Annotated in this window: 20 protein-coding genes; 9 read left to right on the plus strand and 11 right to left on the minus strand. The window is 65.0% G+C overall.

Features of this window, described 5'->3' with window-relative positions; all coding sequences use genetic code 11:
- Positions 1-17 precede the first annotated feature (17 nt).
- Entirely contained in the window at positions 18-416 is a 399-nt protein-coding gene (locus tag MTX19_RS01780; RefSeq protein ID WP_280982191.1) for a metallopeptidase family protein, read from the minus strand.
- A gap of 95 nt (positions 417-511) precedes the next feature.
- Between MTX19_RS01780 and MTX19_RS01785 the strand changes: the two genes are divergently transcribed.
- The 4 genes from MTX19_RS01785 to MTX19_RS01800 all read left to right on the plus strand — a co-directional run bounded on the left by MTX19_RS01785 (position 512) and on the right by MTX19_RS01800 (position 2655).
- Positions 512-838, plus strand: coding sequence for a hypothetical protein (locus MTX19_RS01785; protein ID WP_280982192.1), 327 nt, complete (start codon positions 512-514; stop codon positions 836-838).
- A gap of 236 nt (positions 839-1074) precedes the next feature.
- Positions 1075-1305 (plus strand): hypothetical protein, encoded by a 231-nt coding sequence (locus tag MTX19_RS01790; RefSeq protein ID WP_280982193.1) that lies wholly within the window; start codon positions 1075-1077, stop codon positions 1303-1305.
- 127 nt (positions 1306-1432) lie between these two features.
- Positions 1433-1762, plus strand: coding sequence for a hypothetical protein (locus MTX19_RS01795; RefSeq protein WP_280982194.1), 330 nt, complete (start codon positions 1433-1435; stop codon positions 1760-1762).
- A gap of 320 nt (positions 1763-2082) precedes the next feature.
- On the plus strand, positions 2083-2655 hold the full coding sequence (locus MTX19_RS01800) for a hypothetical protein (protein ID WP_280982195.1): 573 nt from the start codon (positions 2083-2085) through the stop codon (positions 2653-2655).
- Positions 2656-2715: 60 nt separating this feature from the next.
- Here MTX19_RS01800 and MTX19_RS01805 read toward each other — a convergent pair whose 3' ends face one another.
- The 8 genes from MTX19_RS01805 to ffh form a co-directional block, all read right to left on the minus strand.
- On the minus strand, positions 2716-2925 hold the full coding sequence (locus MTX19_RS01805; RefSeq protein WP_280982196.1) for a hypothetical protein: 210 nt from the start codon (positions 2923-2925) through the stop codon (positions 2716-2718).
- A 116-nt stretch (positions 2926-3041) separates the two neighbouring features.
- Entirely contained in the window at positions 3042-4448 is a 1407-nt protein-coding gene (leuC, locus tag MTX19_RS01810; RefSeq protein ID WP_280982197.1) for a 3-isopropylmalate dehydratase large subunit, read from the minus strand.
- 541 nt (positions 4449-4989) lie between these two features.
- Positions 4990-5370 (minus strand): 50S ribosomal protein L19, encoded by a 381-nt coding sequence (rplS, locus tag MTX19_RS01815; protein WP_280974958.1) that lies wholly within the window; start codon positions 5368-5370, stop codon positions 4990-4992.
- A gap of 109 nt (positions 5371-5479) precedes the next feature.
- The gene (gene trmD, locus MTX19_RS01820) at positions 5480-6226 is read right to left on the minus strand and encodes a tRNA (guanosine(37)-N1)-methyltransferase TrmD (RefSeq protein WP_280985809.1); all 747 of its coding nucleotides are present in this window, start codon (positions 6224-6226) and stop codon (positions 5480-5482) included.
- Positions 6227-6235: 9 nt separating this feature from the next.
- A complete protein-coding gene (locus tag MTX19_RS01825) occupies positions 6236-7318 on the minus strand; it encodes a zinc-binding dehydrogenase (protein WP_280982199.1) in 1083 nt (360 codons plus the stop codon).
- Positions 7319-7430: 112 nt separating this feature from the next.
- Positions 7431-7952: a ribosome maturation factor RimM gene (gene rimM, locus MTX19_RS01830; RefSeq protein ID WP_280982200.1), complete on the minus strand. Its 522-nt coding sequence runs from the start codon at positions 7950-7952 to the stop codon at positions 7431-7433.
- 17 nt (positions 7953-7969) lie between these two features.
- Positions 7970-8302, minus strand: coding sequence for a 30S ribosomal protein S16 (rpsP, locus tag MTX19_RS01835; RefSeq protein ID WP_280974962.1), 333 nt, complete (start codon positions 8300-8302; stop codon positions 7970-7972).
- 85 nt (positions 8303-8387) lie between these two features.
- The gene (gene ffh / locus MTX19_RS01840; protein ID WP_280982201.1) at positions 8388-9935 is read right to left on the minus strand and encodes a signal recognition particle protein; all 1548 of its coding nucleotides are present in this window, start codon (positions 9933-9935) and stop codon (positions 8388-8390) included.
- A 476-nt stretch (positions 9936-10411) separates the two neighbouring features.
- Here ffh and MTX19_RS01845 point away from each other — a divergent pair, with 476 nt between their 5' ends.
- Entirely contained in the window at positions 10412-11413 is a 1002-nt protein-coding gene (locus MTX19_RS01845) for an MBL fold metallo-hydrolase (RefSeq protein ID WP_280982202.1), read from the plus strand.
- Positions 11414-11850: 437 nt separating this feature from the next.
- On the opposite strand, the gene MTX19_RS01850 is transcribed toward MTX19_RS01845, so the two are convergent.
- Together MTX19_RS01850 and MTX19_RS01855 are read right to left on the minus strand one after the other, a co-directional pair.
- Positions 11851-12567 (minus strand): SIMPL domain-containing protein, encoded by a 717-nt coding sequence (locus MTX19_RS01850; protein WP_280982203.1) that lies wholly within the window; start codon positions 12565-12567, stop codon positions 11851-11853.
- A gap of 5 nt (positions 12568-12572) precedes the next feature.
- Positions 12573-13313: a GyrI-like domain-containing protein gene (locus tag MTX19_RS01855; protein ID WP_280982204.1), complete on the minus strand. Its 741-nt coding sequence runs from the start codon at positions 13311-13313 to the stop codon at positions 12573-12575.
- Between the two features lie 344 nt (positions 13314-13657).
- Here MTX19_RS01855 and dapF point away from each other — a divergent pair, with 344 nt between their 5' ends.
- The 4 genes from dapF (at position 13658) to MTX19_RS01875 (ending at position 18976) form a co-directional block, all read left to right on the plus strand.
- A complete protein-coding gene (dapF, locus tag MTX19_RS01860; protein WP_280982205.1) occupies positions 13658-14533 on the plus strand; it encodes a diaminopimelate epimerase in 876 nt (291 codons plus the stop codon).
- A gap of 131 nt (positions 14534-14664) precedes the next feature.
- Positions 14665-16056, plus strand: a complete 1392-nt coding sequence (mtaB, locus tag MTX19_RS01865) for a tRNA (N(6)-L-threonylcarbamoyladenosine(37)-C(2))-methylthiotransferase MtaB (RefSeq protein WP_280982206.1) — start codon at positions 14665-14667, stop codon at positions 16054-16056.
- A gap of 244 nt (positions 16057-16300) precedes the next feature.
- Positions 16301-17260 (plus strand): AraC family transcriptional regulator, encoded by a 960-nt coding sequence (locus MTX19_RS01870; RefSeq protein ID WP_280982207.1) that lies wholly within the window; start codon positions 16301-16303, stop codon positions 17258-17260.
- A gap of 510 nt (positions 17261-17770) precedes the next feature.
- Positions 17771-18976 (plus strand): FAD-dependent oxidoreductase, encoded by a 1206-nt coding sequence (locus tag MTX19_RS01875; protein WP_280982208.1) that lies wholly within the window; start codon positions 17771-17773, stop codon positions 18974-18976.
- Positions 18977-19039: the final 63 nt, after the last annotated feature.

Below are 19039 nucleotides of genomic sequence, written 5' to 3' on the forward strand. Positions count from 1 at the left end.
GGGCCATTTCTGCAGGCCTAGCCCGCTTCCGCCTCAATCGCCTCCATATCGGCGTCCGACAGGCCGAAATGGTGGCCGATTTCATGGATCAGCACGTGGCGGACGATATGGCCGAGCGTCTCGTCATGCTCCGCCCAGTAGTCCAGGATCGGCCGCCGGTAGAGCCAGATCAGGTTGGGCAGCCGGGCGACGTCGCCAAAGCTCTGTTGCGGCAGGCCGACCCCCTGAAACAGGCCGAGCAGGTCGAACTCGCTCTCGGCCTGCATCTCGTCGAGCACCTCGTCAGTCGGGAAATCGTCGACGCGGATGATCAGGCCCTCGCAGAGGGTCCGGAACGTGTTCGGCAGGCGCTCGAAAATCTCGTGCGCCATCGCCTCCATTTCGGCGAGCGAAGGGGCTTTGGCTGTGGTCCACATGACACTCCTTTAGCGCGAGTGCCGCCGGCGGCGCCAGCGCAGTTGACCTTGGCGGCCCAATGGGAGACCGTGCGGCCCAATAACGGGGTGGCGTGATGAAACGGATCGTGGCGACAGCGCTGTTGGCGACATCAGTCGGGATTTGGCTTCCGGGAGCGGCGGCGCAAGCGCAGACCGCTCAGGCCGATGTGCGCGTGGCCCAAGCGGCGCCGGCGGCGGCGGGCAGCACAGTTGTCGTCGGGCGTCGCCGGCTGCGGCGCGTACCGATCTATCGGCCCGAGCATTGGGAACCGGATGTCATTCCACGCTACAATCCCGGTCCGAATGCCGTGCGCGAGTGTACGGCGACCTATGTGCAGGAATATCGGCCGAGCGGCACCGTGATCACGCCGCGCATGAACTGCTTCTGGCGGCCGGGCTAACGCGTCTTGGTGCGAGCCGGATACCGGCTAGCGCGATGATGCGAAAAATCATGCGTCCGTAAGGAACCCGCCTCGGGGCCGCGGCATTCATGATCGTGGCGCAGTCATTCATTCTCCATTCACGTCATCCGCACTCTGCTTGCGATCTGCGTCGCGGCAACGGGGCTCGATTCTATCAACTCCATCAGCGAATCGTCGTTGCAGGACGTGACATCCAGGAATCGAGGAGACAACTCATGAAGGTGACGAACGTTCTGGGGCTCGCGGCTGTCGGTGCCGTGCTGGTTTTGGCGGCGCCGACCGAGCGCGCGCAAGCGCTCACGCTCGCTACGCCAGGTGCGGCCGCAACGGTTCAGGACGACTCAAGCCAGATGACCACACAAGTGCACTGGCGCGGGCGCGGATGGCATCGCGGGTGGTATCGTGGGCATCATCGCGGCTGGTATCGTCGCCACTGGCGCCGCTGATCGCGCGGCGTATCAGCGCAGTTGAGACACGGGCCCGTGAGCAGCGGGCCCGTTGTCGTTCTCAGCCATGAAACCGGCAGATTCGAGCGACCCAGATGATGTTCATCGAAATCTGCAGGAGTTGATCATGATCAGATGGATCGGTGTTGCCGTTGTCGCAGGCGTGCTCGCGCTTCACGCGCCGGTATCGGCGGCTGCCGCCGCGCCAGCCAAGTCGCAACCGGCCGCGCAACAACAGGGTGCGGGCAAAGCGACGGACCTCAGCGCACAACGCCATCATCGCCGCTACCATCGCCACCACTTTCACGGCTACCGGCCCTATTATGACCGGCCGTACTACCGACCCTATTACCGGCCGTATCCTTATTACTACGGACGGCCCTACTACTATCGGCCCTATCCGTATGCTGCGCCGGCGCCGTTCACCTTCGGCTTCGGATTCGGCCCGTTCTGGTGATGCAGGCGCTATTGCTGCCTGCGTAGCAGGAGACGGAAGGCAGGAGCAGTTCCGTTCGATCGGAACTGCTCTTGCTGATCAAGATCGTTCGGCGAAGACTGAAGAAAGCCGGTGAATTGGATCAGGGCGTGAAGCCTTTGACCAGCAGCACCATAGCCTGCACGCCGGCTTTGCAGTTCCTCTCGGACTTTTCGTCGCACGCGCGTTCATGGCGCATTCACTTGGGCATTTCTAGCGTCACGGGAGCGACTGCAACGAACGCAATGAGACCGGCTGCGATGCGGCGCGGTTCTGATTGCTGTTGTCAGGGAGGTCCAGAGATGAGGGAGAGATATTTGCGGCGCGGATTGGTGCGCCGTCTCGGTGTCGCAGCGGCCGCGATCTTCACGTTGTCGATCGCCTCGCAGCAGCGCGCAGAAGCGCTGTCACTGGCGAGTCCAGGCACATCGCCCGCGGCGAAGTCTGCAGCAGACGGAACGACGATTCAGGTTCGGCATGGCGGCTTCCATGGCGGCGGAGGTTTTCATGGCGGTGGCTTCCGCGGCGGTGGTTTCCATGGAGGCGGTTTCCACGGTGGTGGCTTCCGCGGCTTTCACGGCGGCGGCTTTCGTGCCGCGCCGGCGTTCCATGGCGGCTATCGCTATGGCGACTTTCATCGCCACTATGGCGGCTACCACCGCTTCTACGGCGGCGGTTATCGCTACGGATACCGGCCTTACTATCGCCGGCACTTCCATCACCGGCGTTTCTTCTATGGTCCGTCCTACTACTATCCGGCCTACTATCATCACCGCCGTTGCCGGGTGATCTGGACCTATTACGGGCCGCGCCGGATCTGCCGGCCGTGGTGGTGGCATCGCCGTCACTATTGGCGGCCCTACGGCTATTGGTGAGGGTTGAAATGACAGCGGGCGCCAAACGGCGCCCGTCTTGTTAAGTCATGCGATCCGCGCTTAGTCCCAGTTCTTCAACTTCCAGGACTTGATCTTCCAAGGCGTCAGGTTTTCCATCCGCCACTGCGTCCAGCGCTCCGGCGGCCAGTGGCTGAGACGTGAGGTCTGCTTCACCTCAGGCAACGGATCGATGATGCGCGGCGCGGCGCGGCGGCGCTTCTGCCGCGTCGCCTCGCTGATCATATCGACGAATTCGCGCTTCTCGGCCACGTCCGGCTCCTCGCGAAGCTGATCTTCGCAAGGAGCCAGTGTGCGTAAGGTGCGTTAACGGGCCGTTTCCGAAACGGCTCCAGCTTGAAGCAAGAGCCGCAGCGAAACGCCAGCGTTTAGCGCCAGTCGCGGACGTCGACGAAGTGTCCGGCGATCGCGGCGGCGGCGGCCATCGCCGGCGACACCAGGTGGGTGCGGCCCTTGAAGCCCTGGCGGCCCTCGAAGTTGCGGTTCGAGGTCGAGGCGCAGCGCTCCTCCGGCTTCAGCTTGTCCGGGTTCATCGCGAGGCACATCGAGCAGCCCGGTTCACGCCATTCGAAGCCGGCCTTGATGAAGATCTCGTCGAGGCCCTCGGCTTCCGCCTGCTCCTTCACGATGCCCGAGCCCGGCACGATCATCGCGTTGACATTGGCGTTGACGGTCTTGCCCTCGGCGATCTTGGCCGCAGCGCGCAGGTCTTCGATGCGGCCGTTGGTGCAGGAGCCGATGAAGACGCGGTCGAGCTTGATGTCGGTGATCTTCGTGCCCGCCGTCAGGCCCATATATTTCAGCGCGCGGTGCTTGGAGATGCGCTTGGCCTCGTCCTCGATCTTGTCGGGATCAGGCACAAAACCGGTCACCGAGATGACGTCCTCAGGGCTCGTGCCCCAGGTGACGATCGGCGGCAGCTTTGCCGCGTCGAGCCGGATCTCGTGGTCGAAATGCGCGCCCTCGTCGGAGCGCAGCGTCTCCCAGTAGCGCATCGCGGCGTCCCAGGCCGCGCCCTGCGGCGCCTTCGGGCGGCCGCGCAGGAAGTCGAACGCCTTCTGGTCCGGCGCGACCAGGCCGGCGCGCGCGCCGCCTTCGATCGACATGTTGCAGACCGTCATGCGGCCTTCCATGCTCAGCGCACGGATCGCCTCGCCGGCATATTCCAGCACGTAGCCGGTGCCGCCGGCGGTGCCGATTTCGCCGATGATCGCGAGGATGATGTCCTTGCCCGTGACGCCATCCGGCAATTTGCCGTCGACGATCGCGCGCATGTTCTTCGCCTTCTTCTGGATCAACGTCTGCGTTGCCAGCACATGCTCGACCTCGGAGGTGCCGATGCCATGCGCGAGCGCGCCGAACGCGCCATGCGTCGAGGTGTGGCTGTCACCGCAGACGATGGTGGTGCCGGGCAGCGTGAAGCCCTGCTCCGGGCCGATGACGTGGACGATGCCCTGACGCTTGTCGAACTCGTTGTAATATTCGATGCCGAAGTCCCTGGCGTTCTCGGCGAGCGCCTTGATCTGTTCGATGCTCTCGGGGTCGGGATTGGGCTTGGTGCGATCGGTGGTCGGCACGTTGTGGTCGACAACGGCGAGCGTCTTCTCGGGCGCATGCACCTTGCGTCCGGAGACGCGCAGGCCTTCGAACGCCTGCGGCGAGGTCACTTCGTGGACCAGATGGCGATCGATATAGATGAGGCAGGTGCCGTCCTCGGCTTCGTGGACCAGATGGTCGTTCCAGATCTTGTCGTACAGCGTGGTCGGTTTGGACATGAGCGTCAGCTCCAAGGGCAACTCAGTGAGAAATTCGATGATGGGCGGCTTGAGCGCGGCGACGCGCGAGCAGGCGAAAGCGTCCGGCAGCGTTACGCTGCGGGCGTAAGCTCCGACGTCGCCGACGTTGCAAAGCGTCCGAAAAACCGGCCGGGCAGCCGCGAGCGATCGTCGATCACGACGCGCTGGCAGGGCTGGCTAGCTTGATCCGGAACCATTCTAAATTTCTAACACAGGGCAAAGCCCTGCGACAATCAATCGATGCGCGGGGCGCCCCTGTCGTCATTGCCGGGCTTGACCCGGCAATCCATCGATCCTGAGCACGGCGTTCTCATGATGATGGATGCGCGGGTCATCCCCGATCAGGTCGGGGACAGGCGCCCGCGCATGACGAGTTGGAGCTGTCCACCAGATAGGTATGCCGCAACAAAAAAGCGCGGGGTGAGCCCGCGCTTTTGATCACATCGGATTCTTGTTCTGACGCGTTTTCTTCACGCGAACCGGTACCCACTTCGCTCGAAAACGCTACGAGGCGGATGGATTACTCGTTGACGGCCGCGGCGCGGTCCTGCTTCTCGACGATGCGGGCCGACTTGCCGCGCAGGCTGCGCAGATAATAGAGCTTGGCGCGACGCACCTTGCCGCGACGGACCACCTTGATCGAGTCGATCATCGGCGACATCACCGGGAAGACGCGCTCGACGCCTTCGCCGTAGGAGATCTTGCGCACGGTGAAGCTCTCGTTGAGGCCCGAGCCGGAGCGGCCGATGCAGACGCCCTCATAGGCCTGCACGCGGGTACGCTCGCCTTCGACCACCTTCACGTTGACGATGACGGTATCGCCGGGTGCGAATTCCGGGATCTCCTTGGTGGCGGAGAGCTTGTCGAACTGCTCTTTTTCGAGCTGCTGAATAAGGTTCATTGAAATCTCCATCGGCGGCGCGCCCAGCCTTTGGCGGGCTGCGCAAACGTCCATCTATCCTGCGCGTGTGCGGATTTGCGCGCTCCTATAAGGCAAAGCACAGGGTTTGTCACCCGTCTGTCGTGCTTTTTGTCCGCCCCGGCGCGGCTTTTTGGCCGGCCTTTCTGGCCCAGAGATCCGGCCGCCGGGCCTGGGTCAGGGCCTCGGATTGGGCCAGGCGCCAGGCCGCAACCTTGGCGTGATCGCCGGAAATGAGGATTTCCGGGATCTGGCGGCCCTCAAACTCCTGCGGGCGGGTATATTGGGGGTATTCCAGTAGTCCTTCGGAGAAGCTCTCATCGGTTCCGGAGGCCTGCTTCCCCATCACCCCCGGCAACAGCCGAACACAGGCGTCGATCAGCGCCATCGCGGCGATTTCGCCGCCCGACAGAACGTAATCGCCGATCGAGACCTCCTCGAGGGCGCGGGCCTCGATGACACGCTGGTCGATGCCCTCGAAGCGGCCGCAGACGATCAAGGGGCCGGGCCCCGCCGCAAGCTCAATAATCTGAGCCTGGGTCAATGGCCGACCGCGGGGGCTCATCAGGATCCGCGGCCGGTCCGGCGTGACAGCGGCGGCATCGATCGCGGCGGCCAGCACGTCGGCGCGCAGCACCATGCCCGGGCCGCCGCCGGCCGGGGTGTCGTCGACGCTGCGGTGCTTGTCGGTGGCGGAAGCGCGGATGTCGCGCGCCTCCAGCGCCCAGAGGCCGCCGGCCAGCGCCCGCCCGGCCAGGCTCACGCCGAGCGGCCCCGGAAACATGTCCGGGAACAGGGTCAGCACGGTCGCGCGCCAGGGTGCGGGGTGGGATGTCATGGCCTCTGGTTACGGCACCACGGCTGTGAGGTCGAGGCTCTGCATCATCGCGGCCGCGTCTACCGCGCGGCGGAAGTCGGCGAGCTTGAACGTTGCTACGTTGATCTTGCGCAGATCCAGCAGGCCTTCGGCGGCGAGGCCAGCAAGCTGCCCCGGCGCGGTCCGGTCATACATGAACTGCCCGACCACTTCCCAGTCGTTGGCAAGCATCTCGCGGAAGGAGAGCTCGAGCGGCACCTCGGCGCTGCCCATCAGCACCATCCGGCCGCCACGACGCAGCGCGCGCAGGCTCGACAATGTGGTCGACGTGCTCTTGGCGGCGCCGAGCAGATCGAGCGCGACGTCAGCGGTGCCGCCCGCGGCGCGGCGGATGATCGGCAGGTCGCTTGTCGCGTCGCCGGTGACGACAGCGGGAATGACGCGCGGTCCGAAGGCATCGCGCAATTGATCGAGCGCCGCCTGCTTGCGTCCGACCGCAACGACGCGGCCCGCACCCATCGCGACCGCGAGCATCACGGCGCCCGAGCCGAAATAGCCGGTGGCGCCGTTGATGATGATGGTTTGCCCGCCGCGCAGGCCGGAGCGCTGTAATCCGCCGAACGGCACGATCAGCTTCGCCAGCCCAATCAGCTCGGTTGCCGGCTTGTCGTCGAGATTGGCGAGCGGCGTCACGCAGGCGGCCGGCCAATGCGCTGTTTCCGCGAACACGCCGTCGCGCCAGCGCGCCTGCAGCGCCAGCGCCTCCGGCGTCGTCACCGTCGCGGTGAGGCCGATCAGGATCTGCGGCGGATCGCGGTCCGGCACGTCGCCGCGCAGATGCGGGCTCAGGAATACACGGTCGCCGCTTTGGACATGCGTGACGTTCTCGCCGGTCGTGACGACGCGCGCGATCGCGTTGGTGCCGGGCACGAACGGCATCGGCGGCAGGCTGTAGGGCAAGGCACCCGACAGCAGTCTGTTGGTGTAGGACAGCACCATGCCGGCTTCGATGCTGACGACGACGCCGTCGGGCGCGGGCTTCGGCGTCGGGACGTCATCGAAGCGAAGATCATTGTGTGCGTGCAGCCGCCAGGCTTTGTGCGTGCTTGTCATTCTGGTGCGTTCCCGTTGCTCGTCCCGGGCAAGGGAGGCAGGACCCGGGACACATTGTCGCAACAGTCCATGTATGACGAAACCGGGACAGTGCCAGCCGGCGGGAGTTTCGTCACGCCGCCGACGGATCGTCGCCGTCGATTTCCTGCGGCAGCTCGATCACCACGCGCCCGCCGGCGAGATCGACGGTCGGCACCACGGCATTGGTGAAGGGAAGCAGCATCGTCGCGCCCTGCGGCGGGGCAATCTCGATGATGTCGCCGGCGCCGAAATTATGGATCGCGATCACCTTGCCGAGCGGCTGCTCCGCGGTCGTCACCGCGGCAAGCCCGATAAGGTCGGTGTGGTAATACTCGCCGTCGTCGGTCTCGGGCAACCGGTCGCGCGGGACATACAGTTCGAGGCCGTTAAGCCGCTCGGCCTCGTCACGCGTGGCGACGCCCTTCAGCGTCACCACCAGATGGTCCTTGGCTTCACGCACATGCGTGACCTCGAACTGGCGGGTGCCGTCTTTGGTCAGCAGCGGGCCGTAATCCTGCACGGCCAGCGGGTCTTCGGTGAAGGTCCATAGCCGGACGGCGCCGCGCACGCCATGCGCAGCGCCGATACGGGCGACGCAGACCGGTGCAGCCACCGCGGTCGCCGTTCAGCTTATGCCTTGGCGGCGGCTTCGGCCTGCGCCTTGCGCTCCTTGCGCGGCACGGCCTTCTCGGGGTTGTTGCGCGCCTTGCGCTTCACGACGCCGGCGGCATCGAGGAAGCGGGTCACGCGATCCGACGGCTGCGCGCCCTTGGCGAGCCAGGCCTTCACCTTGTCCATGTCGAGCTTCAGGCGCGCCTCGCTGTCCTTCGGCAGCAGCGGATTGAAGTGGCCGAGACGCTCGATGAAGCGGCCATCGCGAGGGAAGCGCGAGTCGGCGACGACGACGTGATAGACCGGACGCTTCTTGGTGCCTGCGCGAGCGAGGCGGATAACAACGGACATCTAGTTCTCCTTCAAAATACGATGTGTTCGTTTGATTGGCATTCCGCGTCGCGCAGGCCGCATGCGAACCGTCGCGACGAATTCCTCATTTCTTCTTGCCCGGGAAGCCGCCGAGGCCCGGCAGCGTCGGCTTGCCGCTGAGGCCGGTCAGTCCCGGCAGGTTCGGCAGGCCGCCGCGCAGGCCGGCGGGTAAATCCTTCGGCAGGTTCGGCAGGCCGCCACCGGCGCCGCCCTGCATCTTCTCGGCGAGCGCCTTCATCTCCTCGGGCGAGGGCGGCTTCATGCCGCCGCCAAAGCCCATCGCCTGCGCGATGCCGGCGAGCGGGCCGCGCTTGCCGGAGCCCATGGCCTTCATCATGTCGGCCATGTTCCGGTGCATCTTCAGGAGCTTGTTGACGTGCTCGACGCTCTGGCCGGCGCCGGCCGCGATACGCTTCTTTCGACTCGCCTTCAGGATGTCCGGGTTCTTGCGCTCCTGCCGCGTCATCGAATCGATGATCGCGACCTGGCGCTTGATGATCCTGTCGTCGATGCCGGCAGCGGCGATCTGGTTCTTCATCTTGGCGATGCCGGGCATCATGCCCATCAGGCCGCCGATGCCGCCCATATTCGCCATCTGCTGCAATTGCTCGCGCATGTCGTTGAGGTCGAACTGACCCTTGCGCATGCGCTCGGCGGTGCGCGCGGCCTTCTCGGCGTCAATATTTGCGGCCGCCTTCTCGACCAGCGAGACGACGTCGCCCATGCCGAGGATGCGGCCGGCGATGCGGCTCGGGTGGAAGTCCTCCAGCGCATCGGTCTTTTCGCCGGTGCCGATCAGCTTGATCGGCTTGCCGGTGACCGCGCGCATCGAGAGCGCAGCGCCGCCGCGGCCGTCGCCGTCGACACGGGTCAGCACGATGCCGGTGAGGCCGACGCGCTGGTCGAACGAGCGCGCGAGGTTGACCGCGTCCTGGCCGGTGAGGGAATCCGCGACCAGCAGCACTTCATGCGGATTGGCGGCGGCTTTGATCTCGGCCGCCTCCTTCATCATCTCTTCGTCGAGCGTGGTGCGGCCGGCGGTGTCGAGCAGCACCACGTCGTAGCCGCCGAGCTTACCGGCTTCGAGCGCGCGCCGCGCAATCTGCGGCGGCATCTGCCCGGCAACGATCGGCAGCGTCGGAATATCGAGATCGCGGCCGAGCACAGCGAGCTGCTCCATCGCCGCCGGGCGGTAGACGTCGAGCGAGGCCATCAGCACCTTGCGCTTGTCGCGCTGGACCATGCGGCGGGCGAGCTTCGCGGTGGTGGTGGTCTTACCGGAGCCCTGCAGACCGACCATCATGATCGGAACCGGGGGCACCGTGTTGATGTCGATGGTCTGTCCATCGGAGCCGAGCGTGGCGACGAGCTCGTCATGGACGATCTTCACCACCATCTGGCCGGGTGTCACCGACTTGACGACGGTGGCGCCGATCGCCTGCTCGCGGACCCTCTCGGTGAAACTGCGGACCACTTCGAGCGCGACGTCGGCTTCGAGCAGCGCGCGGCGCACCTCGCGCATCGCGGCATCGACGTCCTTTTCGGTCAGCGCACCGCGCCCCGTCAGACGATCGAGAATGCCACCAAGCCTTTCCGACAGATTGTCGAACAATGCCGTTGTCCTTTGCCTAAGCAGGCGCCCAGATCACATCATCGCCCGCGGGGGTGATGACGACGTAAGAGGTCTCGACGGATCGCCAAGGGGATTACCAAGCGGATCGTCAAGACGATGGTCCAAACACTTTCGCGCCCGAGGGCGCATCGCGCTGTCGGGCGTTGACCTCCGGCCTCCAGGACCGGTCGGCGGGTCGAAAAGACGGATCTTTCCGAGAAAGTGGCCGCGTTAAACGCTGCCGGGAGCGGAAAGTCAAGGAAAGTTTGCACGTCCACGGCTCGGGACAAACGATAAGGCACTGAAAACACGTTGTTTTCTTGCGCTGGTTCCGAATCCGGCATTGCCACCCATATAGACGGGGCCGCCCATCTGGCCATTTCGGAACCCCACTTGCCATCACCCGTCGCCGTCTTCTCGCTACCCTGACCGGAGCCGCCGCGGCGATCGGTGTTCCATCCATCTGGATCTCATCAATGAAAACCTATGACGGCCCCATCTCCGATCATTTTGACGGCCGGTGTTTCTTCGATCCCGACGGCGCGCCACCGAAGGCGCTCGGCGAGTTGCTGCGCTGGCAATTCGGCGGCGGCCGGCAGCGCTTCGTCTGGCCGGATTGGGTCCCGAGCCCCTACGCCGATACGCCGCCGCCCCGCGTCGATGGCGGCAAGGTGCGGTTATGCTTCGTCGGGCATGCAAGCTGGCTGATCCAGACGGGAGGCCTCAACATCCTGGTCGACCCCGTGTGGTCGATGCGCGCTTCGCCGTTCCGCTTTGCCGGGCCGAAGCGGCACAATGATCCCGGCATTGCCTTCCAGAAGCTGCCCAGGATCGATGTCGTGCTGGTGTCGCACGGCCACTACGATCATCTCGACGTCGCGACGCTGTCGAAGCTCGCCAAGACGTTCGGGCCCCGCGTGGTGACGCCGCTCGGCAACGACATCACGATGCGCGAGGCCGATGCCGCGATCAAAGCTGAAGCGTTCGACTGGCATCAACGCGTCGAGCTCGGCAACGGCCTTGCCGTGACCCTGGTGCCGACGCGGCACTGGTCGGCACGCGGCCTGTTCGATCGCAACAGGGCGCTGTGGGCGAGCTTCGTGCTGGAGACGCCGGCCGGCAAGCTCTACATCGTCTGCGATTCCGGTTACGGCGACGGGCGGCATTTCCGCCGCGTCGCCGAGGCGCACGGCCCGTTGCGGCTCGCGATCCTGCCGATCGGCGCCTATGAGCCGCGCTGGTTCATGCGCGACCAGCACATGAACCCGGAAGATGCCGTGAAGGCGCTCGCCGATTGCGGTGCCGCACAGGCGCTGGCGCACCACCACGGTACATTCCAGTTGACCGACGAGGCGATCGACGCGCCGCTGATCGCGCTCGGTAAAGCGCTGGACGCGGCAAAAGTGCCGCGCGAAAAATTCGCAGCGTTGAAGCCCGGGCAGGTGTTCGAGATTCAGCGCTCTATCGGATTAGATTGAACAGCGACTGCGAAAGCGCTGCGGCCCTTCTCCCGCTTGCGGGGGAGGGCTGGGGTGGGGGTCCTCTCCACGAGTCGTATCGTAGAGAGAGCCCCCACCCGGATCCCGCAAGCGCAGGGCAATCGCATATGCCGTTTATGCTGCGCGTTCGATGCCTGTGGCTTAGTTGGTCTACCCACAAACTCGTCATGCCCGGGCTTGTCCAGGCTTGTCCCGGGCATCCACGTCCTTCTTCACACGGAAAACCAAAGACGTGGATGGCCGGGACAAGCCCGGCCATGACGACGCGGAAACGCCCGCCCCAGAAGTGTGCGGAGGTCATATGCGATTGCCCTGCCCGCAAGCGGGAGAGGTGCAACGAGCCCGTGTCGCCTGGTCGATTCAACCAAACTCATCCCGCTCTAGCGTCGTCCCGGCCTGCACCGGCATTACGGGAATTACTTCTCCTTGATCGCCCAGGAAACGCTCACATTGACCGTGAGTGCTTCTTCGCCCTGCGCGACTGGCGTCGGTGCCGCGAACCCGGCCGTGGCCATCCTGGCGCGGAACGTCGGTCCCGGCGCCGAGCCGACTTCCGCGATATCCAGGGGTGCTCCGAGCGTGACGCCCGCGGCCTTGGCGTAAATCTCCGCTTTGCGGCGGGCGTCGGCGATGGCCTTTTCACGCGCCTCATCCCGCAGCTTCGAGGCCTGCGATACCGAGAAACTGAGCCCGCCGATGTCATTGGCACCGGCGCCGACCAGCACATCGATGATCCCCGCGACCTTGCTCACATCGTGCAGCTTGATCGTGACGCGGTTGCTCGCGTGATAGCCGACGATGCTCGGCGGCGTGGCCGGGGACGGCGCCGGACGGTTGGCGAATTGCGGCTGCAGCGACAGCCGTGACGTCTGATAATCCTTCTCCGCGATCCCGGCGCCTTTCAGCGCGGCCAGCACCTTGCCCATCGTGACATTGTTGGCCTCGGCGGCCTCGCGTGCGGTTTTGGCGTCGGTGGTGACGCCCGCGTCAAGCTGCGCCTGGTCCGGCGGGGCGGAGACGGTCGCCTCGCCGGTGACCGAAATCGCCGGCGGAAAGTCATTGTCGGCCAGTGCGGGCGCAGCCAGCAGCGTGGTCGCGATCAGGGTGGCAGCGAAGGGCAGGCGATGGGTCATCTGGCTCACTTTAGGGGTACGTAGACGTTGATCACAAGCTTGTCTTCGGCGGTCTTCAGGGGATCTGTCATATATTCTTCGATGAAGGTGTCCTTGGCTTCGAGCTTCTTGTCGTCGAGGTGATTGGTGATCGCCTCATAGGTGTTGTCCATGTTGTCGTAGGAGCCGCGATGCACGAACTTCAGCGACTTGCCCTCGGGTGAATTGCCCATGCTCATGTTCCTGCCCAGGTTCTTCACGTCCTGATCGACCGGAATCTCGGCGATGAAGGTGAAGCCGGTGTCGTCGGTCGAGGTGTAGACGATCATCGGATTGCCCGATGCCCTGACGCTCTGCTTGTCGAGCAGCGCGGTGAGGGTCTTGAAGGCATCGATCAGGGTATCGAAGGCCGAATCCCAGTTGGCGGTGCCCTTCAGCATGACGACCTTCTTCGGCTCCAGCGTGATCGGCTCGCCGAACGGGTCGGCGGTCTGTACCGGCGCGGCGGGCGGCGGCGCCGGAGTCTGGGAGGCGGCGGGGCTGTCAGCCGGTGATTTGGTTTCGGCCGGCGGCGGGACCGGGGTCGCCGGTGCGACCGGGGTCGCGGGTGCGACCGTGGTCGCCGAGGGCGCGGGGGTTGGTGCCGGGCTCGCCGCGGGCGCGGGCGTGGCCGCCGGCGACTGGGCGGGCGCCGGGCTTGCCAGAGCGATCGCGGCCAAAGGCAGCAGCGCGACCAGGGCCGCGCGGAACGTGCTGATACAGTTCATTCGGTATTCTCCATCCCCATACCCAGACGGCCGCTTGATCTGTCCCGGCGCACGGTCCGCAAGGTGCGGTATTCCTAACACGCAAGTTCTGCTTTCGTCCCATGACAGATGCGTCATAGGAGCTATCCATGCTGGTGCTCCAATTCCGAAGTTCGCAAGCATGTACGGCAGCCACTGTGCGAACTTCGGAATTGCAGGAGCACCAGCAAGCAATTGTTTCCAGTGCGGTTTCGAATTTGAAGCTCCTACCAGAGCCTGCGGAGCCACCGTAGGAGCTTCAAATTCGCCGCACTGGCCAATCAGCCACCACTCGCCATATAAGCGGGCAGAAATTGGGAAATTCCATGAGCGCGCTCGCCAACCACGTATTCGCCAAGATGAACGGCATCGGCAACGAGATCGTCGTCGTCGACCTGCGCGATTCCAAGGCGCAGGTTTCGGCGGAGGAGGCGCGTGCAGTGGCTTCGCCCTCCGGCGGCGTGCCCTATGACCAGCTCATGGTGCTGCAGGCGCCGCGGCTCCGGGGCACCGAGGCGTTCATCAAGATCTTCAACAATGACGGCTCGGAGGCCGGCGCCTGCGGCAACGGCATGCGCTGCGTGGTACGACGCGTGTTCGAGACAACCGGCCAGACCACGGCGACGTTCGAGACCCGCGCCGGCCTGCTCAATTGCTGGCAGGGCCCCGCGCCCGATCTCTACACCGTGGACATGGGTGCGCCGAAGTTCGGCTGGCAGGACATTCCGCTCGCCGAGGAATTCCGCGACACCCGCTACATCGAGCTGCAGGTCGGGCCGATCGACAATCCGGTGCTGCATTCGCCGTCGGTGGTCAGCATGGGCAATCCGCATGCGATCTTCTGGGTCGAGGACGTCAACGCCTATGACCTCGAGCGGTTCGGACCGCTGCTGGAAAATCATCCGATCTTCCCGGAGCGCGCCAACATCACGCTCGCCCATATCGTCGACCGCGACCACATCACGATCCGCACCTGGGAGCGCGGCGCGGGCCTCACCAAGGCGTGCGGCTCGGCGGCTTGCGCGACGGCGGTCGCGGCGGCCCGGCTGAAGCGCGCCAACCGCATCGTCGAGATCACGCTGCCCGGCGGCAAGCTCGGCATTGAGTGGCGCGAGCGCGACGATCACGTGCTGATGACCGGCACTGCCGAGTTCGAATATGAGGGCCGCTTCGATCCGGCGCTGTTCGCCGGCGTCGCCTAGAGCATGATCCGGAAACGTGGAAACCGGTTTTCCCTCGCGACAAACGCGAAGCGTTTGCGCGGAGATCCAGCTCAAACAGGGAGCTAAAGCGCGATGACAATTCAACTCAATCTCGTCGCGCTTTAACGGCCATGAGCGTCGACGTCGTCACCTTCGGCTGCCGTCTCAACGCGTACGAGTCCGAAGTGATTCGCCGCGAGGCGGAGCAGGCGGGTCTTGCCGACACCATCGTCATCAATAGCTGTGCCGTCACCAACGAGGCGGTGGCGCAGGCCCGGCAATCGATCCGCAAGTTGAAGCGCGAACGCCCGGCGGCGCGCATCGTCGTCACCGGCTGCGCGGCCCAGACCCAGGCCGAGATGTTCGCCGGCATGGCCGAGGTCGATCGCGTCGTCGGCAATGACGAGAAAATGCGCGGCGAGGCCTGGCGCGCGACGCGCGCGGCGTTCGACGCGCCGTTCGGCATCGAGAGAAGCGAGAAGGTCGCGGTCGCCGACATCATGGCGGTGACCGAGATGGCGCCGCATCTGCTCGACGGGTTCGAGCGCGGCCTGCCGCGGGTGTTCGTACAGGTGCAGAACGGCTGCGACCATCGCTGCACCTTCTGCATCATTCCCTATGGCCGCGGCAATTCGCGCTCGGTGCCGATGGGCGCGGTGGTCGATCAGGTCCGCGCGCTGGTCGCGCGCGGCCATGCTGAGATCGTGCTGACCGGCGTCGATCTCACGAGCTATGGCGCCGACCTGCCTGCTACACCCAAGCTCGGCCAATTGGTGCGGCAGATCCTGCGCCATGTGCCCGAGCTGAAGCGGCTGCGCATCTCTTCGATCGACTCGGTCGAAGCCGACCGCGACCTGCTTGACGTCATCGCCGATGATTCGCGGCTGATGCCGCATCTGCATCTGTCGCTGCAATCCGGCGACGACATGATCCTCAAGCGGATGAAACGCCGGCATTCGCGAAAGGACGCGATCGATTTCTGCGCGCAGGTCCGCAGGTTGCGGCCGGACATCGCGTTCGGCGCCGACATCATCGCGGGCTTCCCGACCGAGACCGAGGAGATGTTCACGCGCTCGCTCGATCTGGTCGAGGAATGCGAGCTCACCTTCCTCCACGTATTTCCGTATTCGCGGCGTCCGGGCACGCCGGCCGCGCGAATGCCGCAGGTCGACGGCGGCGCGATCAAGGAGCGCGCGAAACGCCTGCGTGCGGCAGGCGAGGCCGCGCTGCTCCGGCGGCTGGCGGCGGAGGTCGGCGCCACGCGCGACGTGCTGATCGAAAGCAACCGGCAGGGCCGCACCGAGCACTTCCTGCCTGTGGCGATCGACGGCGATGTGCCGGGCCTGGTGCGGCGGCTCATGATGACCGGTCACGACGGCGCGCGGCTCGTTGGATCGTGCGGCGACGATGAGGACGGGTGCGAAGCAGTACGTCTCGGAGCGCTCATGATAACAGGCATTGAATCAAACGAGGCGTGCGACGAACGGAGATCGCGCGAGAGGCATCAAAATTCGTTAAAATAGCTTGTGAAACGTTTTGTGACGATAGGTGCGGCAGGCCGTCACACGGCCATCGTTCTAATGAGCAAGTCTGGACCGTTGCTTGACGATGTCGAATAATTGGCCGTGATTTGGCGGTGGCCTCCCCGGTCCCCAGTCCTCTCACAAACGAGATCTACTCCCATGACACAGGTGGGTGCCTTCGCGCAGAAGGTCGGACGGTTTCTGCATAAGGATGTGCCGCCGACGCTGGTCAAGGAGCCACGCAATGATCAGGAGCACCGCACTCATGCGCAATCCCTCGCACAAGGGCTTGCCACCTGCGCCGGCCGCACAGCCGGACGATAGCTCGACTTCCGAGCGGCGCGCCGCCAATGTTGAGATGGCGCGGGTGCTCAAGACGAAGCCGCTTCGCATCGCCTCCGATTCCCAAAGCGGCGCCATCGCTTATTGGAAGCACGAGCCGCTGCACGACATCGTCGAACCCATGGCCGATCACGTCATCATGACTTATCCCGCCGGCTCACAGGCGCTGGAGCGGCGCACCGGAAAATCGGCTGCAACTGGAACGGCGCGTCCCGGCGTCGTGACGATCATTCCGGCCGGCTCTACTTCCCGATGGGACATTCACCGGCCCATCCATGTCGTTCAGCTCTACCTTCCGCAGAGGACGCTTCTGCGTATCGCCAGCGAAGCCAACACGGCAAGCCCTGGCGACCTCCTGGAAAGAACCGGGCATCCCGACGCCATCACGTCCCGCCTGCTCCTGAGCGCTGCGGACTCGCTCGAAGGCAACGCCACGCTGGACACACTGTTCAGGCAGCAACTGACGGATCTTCTCGCCACGCGCCTCTTGGCCGCTCATGCGGGCGTGCCGGCCACGCTGCAGCCGACCATCGGCGGCCTTTCGCCAGCGATCCTGCGCCGGGCGATCGAACGCCTGCGTTCGGACAGCGATGCAGATGTTTCGCTCTCAGTGCTTGCGTCCGACGCCGGTCTCTCGCGCTTCCATTTCTGCCGGTCCTTCAAGGAGAGCACCGGGCTCTCGCCGCATGCCTGGCTGCGCCAACACCGGCTCGAGCAGGCCATGAACATGCTGCGGGAGACCGACGAATCAGTCGTCTCGATCGCCGTGGCGCTTGGCTATTCCTCGCAGACCGCCTTCGCCGCGGCATTCAAGAAGCTGACAGGCGAAACGCCGAGCGATTGGCGGAGGCGCATGCGTTAGCAGCAATCTCTCTATAGGGACCGCAACCGCTCCGGGGCAGCCGAATATCTGGTTCGCTAAATATCGCAGTGTCGACACCATGCGGACGGAGACAAGCGATGGACTGGAAACACCTTGCAATTGCACCGCGACGGAAAGCCGTCGCGACGGCGCTCATGTACGGGCTCTCACTGACTATGCGTTTCACCTCGCCAACAGCCGAAGAAGCGCCGGCACAAACCGCGCCAAGCGCCAATCCGGCGACTTCAATCCTGATCAATCATGGTTGGCCCAGGAAATCTACGGTGCCGGTAGTCCTGCGCGGCTGGCCATTGGGCCCGAGAAGCTGTCACGCGGCATGTGAAGACCAGGCGCTGCTTTCCTCGCTAGCGAACTGCACCGCGCCGTAAGGATCCGGCGGTCTCGTTTCACCTCTTCGCGTCATCGTCGATCGCAACAGGCTCTGCCGACATAGGGCGGCGGCGATGACGCGCGTGCGTTCCGAGCAAATCAAACCCAGGAGTAAACCACATGCGACTGCTCATCATTGGCGCCGGCTTCGCCGGCATGTACGCCACCCTCTCCTCGGCCCGCCTGCGCGACATTCAGGGCGTTTCGCCGGAAGAGCTCGAGATCGCGCTCATCGCACCTGAGCCGATGCTGGTGGTCCGCCCGCGGCTCTATGAGCCGAAGCCGGAAACCCTGACGGCGCCGCTGCTTGATGTCCTCAAGGCGATCGACGTCGACTACATCCCGGGCAGCGCCGAGACGATCGACACCAAGGCTCAGTGTGTGCAGATCTCGACTCCCAAGGGCGCGCGAAAGACAATGTCCTACGACCGTCTGGTGGTCGCCACCGGCAGCCGCCTCTTCCGCCCCAACATTCCGGGCCTGGCCGAGCACAGCTTCAGCGTCGACTCGCTTGATGACGCAATCGCGCTCGACAAGCATCTGCACAGTCTGGCCGACCGCCCGGCCGTCAATGGGCGCGATACGGTCGTCGTCGTCGGCGGCGGCTTCACCGGCATCGAGGCGGCAACCGAGCTGCCCGCGCGCTTACGCGAAATCTTCGGCAAGGATGCCAAGACGCGCGTGATCATCGTCGACCGCAACAGCGCGATCGCTCCCGACATGGGCGAAGGCCCCCGCCCCGTCATCGAGGAAGCATTGCGCAAGCTCGGCGTGGAGACCCGGCTCGGGGCCGGCGTTGCCTCGCTCGACAAATCGGGCGTCACCCTGTCGACCGGCGAGCACATCGAATCCGAGACAGTGGTCTGGGCGGCCGGCATTCGCGCCGCGCCGTTGACGGCGCAGATTCCCGCCGAGCGCGACAATTTCGGCCGGCTGCTGGTGGATCGCGATCTGCGCGTGCTGGGTATCGCCGGCGTCTTCGCCACCGGCGATGCCGCCCGCGCCGCCTGCGACGACGACGGCAACTACGCACTGATGTCGTGCCAGCACGCCACGCGGATGGGCGCCTTTGCCGGCAACAACGCCGCAGCGGAGCTGCTCGGCGTTCCGACCAAGCCCTACCACCAGAAGGCTTACGTCACGTGTCTCGATCTCGGCGAGGCGGGCGCGCTGTTCACGCGCGGCTGGGAGCGCAATGTGGAGATGGTCGGCGACGTCGCCAAGAAGACGAAGCAGGAGATCAACACCGTCTGGATCTATCCGCCGAAGCCCGAGCGCGCCGCTGCGCTCGCGTCGGCTGATCCGGAGCGCGTCACCGATCTCTGAACACCAGCATTGACTGCGCTTCCCACGCGGGAAGCGCGGCCCTCCCTCCAAGATCGAACAGGA

This window comes from Bradyrhizobium sp. ISRA464, from assembly GCF_029910095.1.
Lineage (GTDB): Bacteria > Pseudomonadota > Alphaproteobacteria > Rhizobiales > Xanthobacteraceae > Bradyrhizobium.

Bases quoted from the DNA above. Each gene is read 5' to 3' on its own strand.
- MTX19_RS01780 (WP_280982191.1), bottom strand. From the start codon at position 416: ATGTGGACCACAGCCAAAGCCCCTTCGCTCGCCGAAATGGAGGCGATG.
- MTX19_RS01785 (WP_280982192.1), top strand. From the start codon at position 512: ATGAAACGGATCGTGGCGACAGCGCTGTTGGCGACATCAGTCGGGATT.
- MTX19_RS01790 (WP_280982193.1), top strand. From the start codon at position 1,075: ATGAAGGTGACGAACGTTCTGGGGCTCGCGGCTGTCGGTGCCGTGCTG.
- MTX19_RS01795 (WP_280982194.1), top strand. From the start codon at position 1,433: ATGATCAGATGGATCGGTGTTGCCGTTGTCGCAGGCGTGCTCGCGCTT.
- MTX19_RS01800 (WP_280982195.1), top strand. From the start codon at position 2,083: ATGAGGGAGAGATATTTGCGGCGCGGATTGGTGCGCCGTCTCGGTGTC.
- leuC (WP_280982197.1), bottom strand. From the start codon at position 4,448: ATGTCCAAACCGACCACGCTGTACGACAAGATCTGGAACGACCATCTG.
- rplS (WP_280974958.1), bottom strand. From the start codon at position 5,370: ATGAACCTTATTCAGCAGCTCGAAAAAGAGCAGTTCGACAAGCTCTCC.
- trmD (WP_280985809.1), bottom strand. From the start codon at position 6,226: ATGACATCCCACCCCGCACCCTGGCGCGCGACCGTGCTGACCCTGTTC.
- MTX19_RS01825 (WP_280982199.1), bottom strand. From the start codon at position 7,318: ATGACAAGCACGCACAAAGCCTGGCGGCTGCACGCACACAATGATCTT.
- rpsP (WP_280974962.1), bottom strand. From the start codon at position 8,302: ATGTCCGTTGTTATCCGCCTCGCTCGCGCAGGCACCAAGAAGCGTCCG.
- MTX19_RS01845 (WP_280982202.1), top strand. From the start codon at position 10,412: ATGAAAACCTATGACGGCCCCATCTCCGATCATTTTGACGGCCGGTGT.
- MTX19_RS01850 (WP_280982203.1), bottom strand. From the start codon at position 12,567: ATGACCCATCGCCTGCCCTTCGCTGCCACCCTGATCGCGACCACGCTG.
- MTX19_RS01855 (WP_280982204.1), bottom strand. From the start codon at position 13,313: ATGAACTGTATCAGCACGTTCCGCGCGGCCCTGGTCGCGCTGCTGCCT.
- dapF (WP_280982205.1), top strand. From the start codon at position 13,658: ATGAGCGCGCTCGCCAACCACGTATTCGCCAAGATGAACGGCATCGGC.
- mtaB (WP_280982206.1), top strand. From the start codon at position 14,665: ATGAGCGTCGACGTCGTCACCTTCGGCTGCCGTCTCAACGCGTACGAG.
- MTX19_RS01870 (WP_280982207.1), top strand. From the start codon at position 16,301: ATGATCAGGAGCACCGCACTCATGCGCAATCCCTCGCACAAGGGCTTG.
- MTX19_RS01875 (WP_280982208.1), top strand. From the start codon at position 17,771: ATGCGACTGCTCATCATTGGCGCCGGCTTCGCCGGCATGTACGCCACC.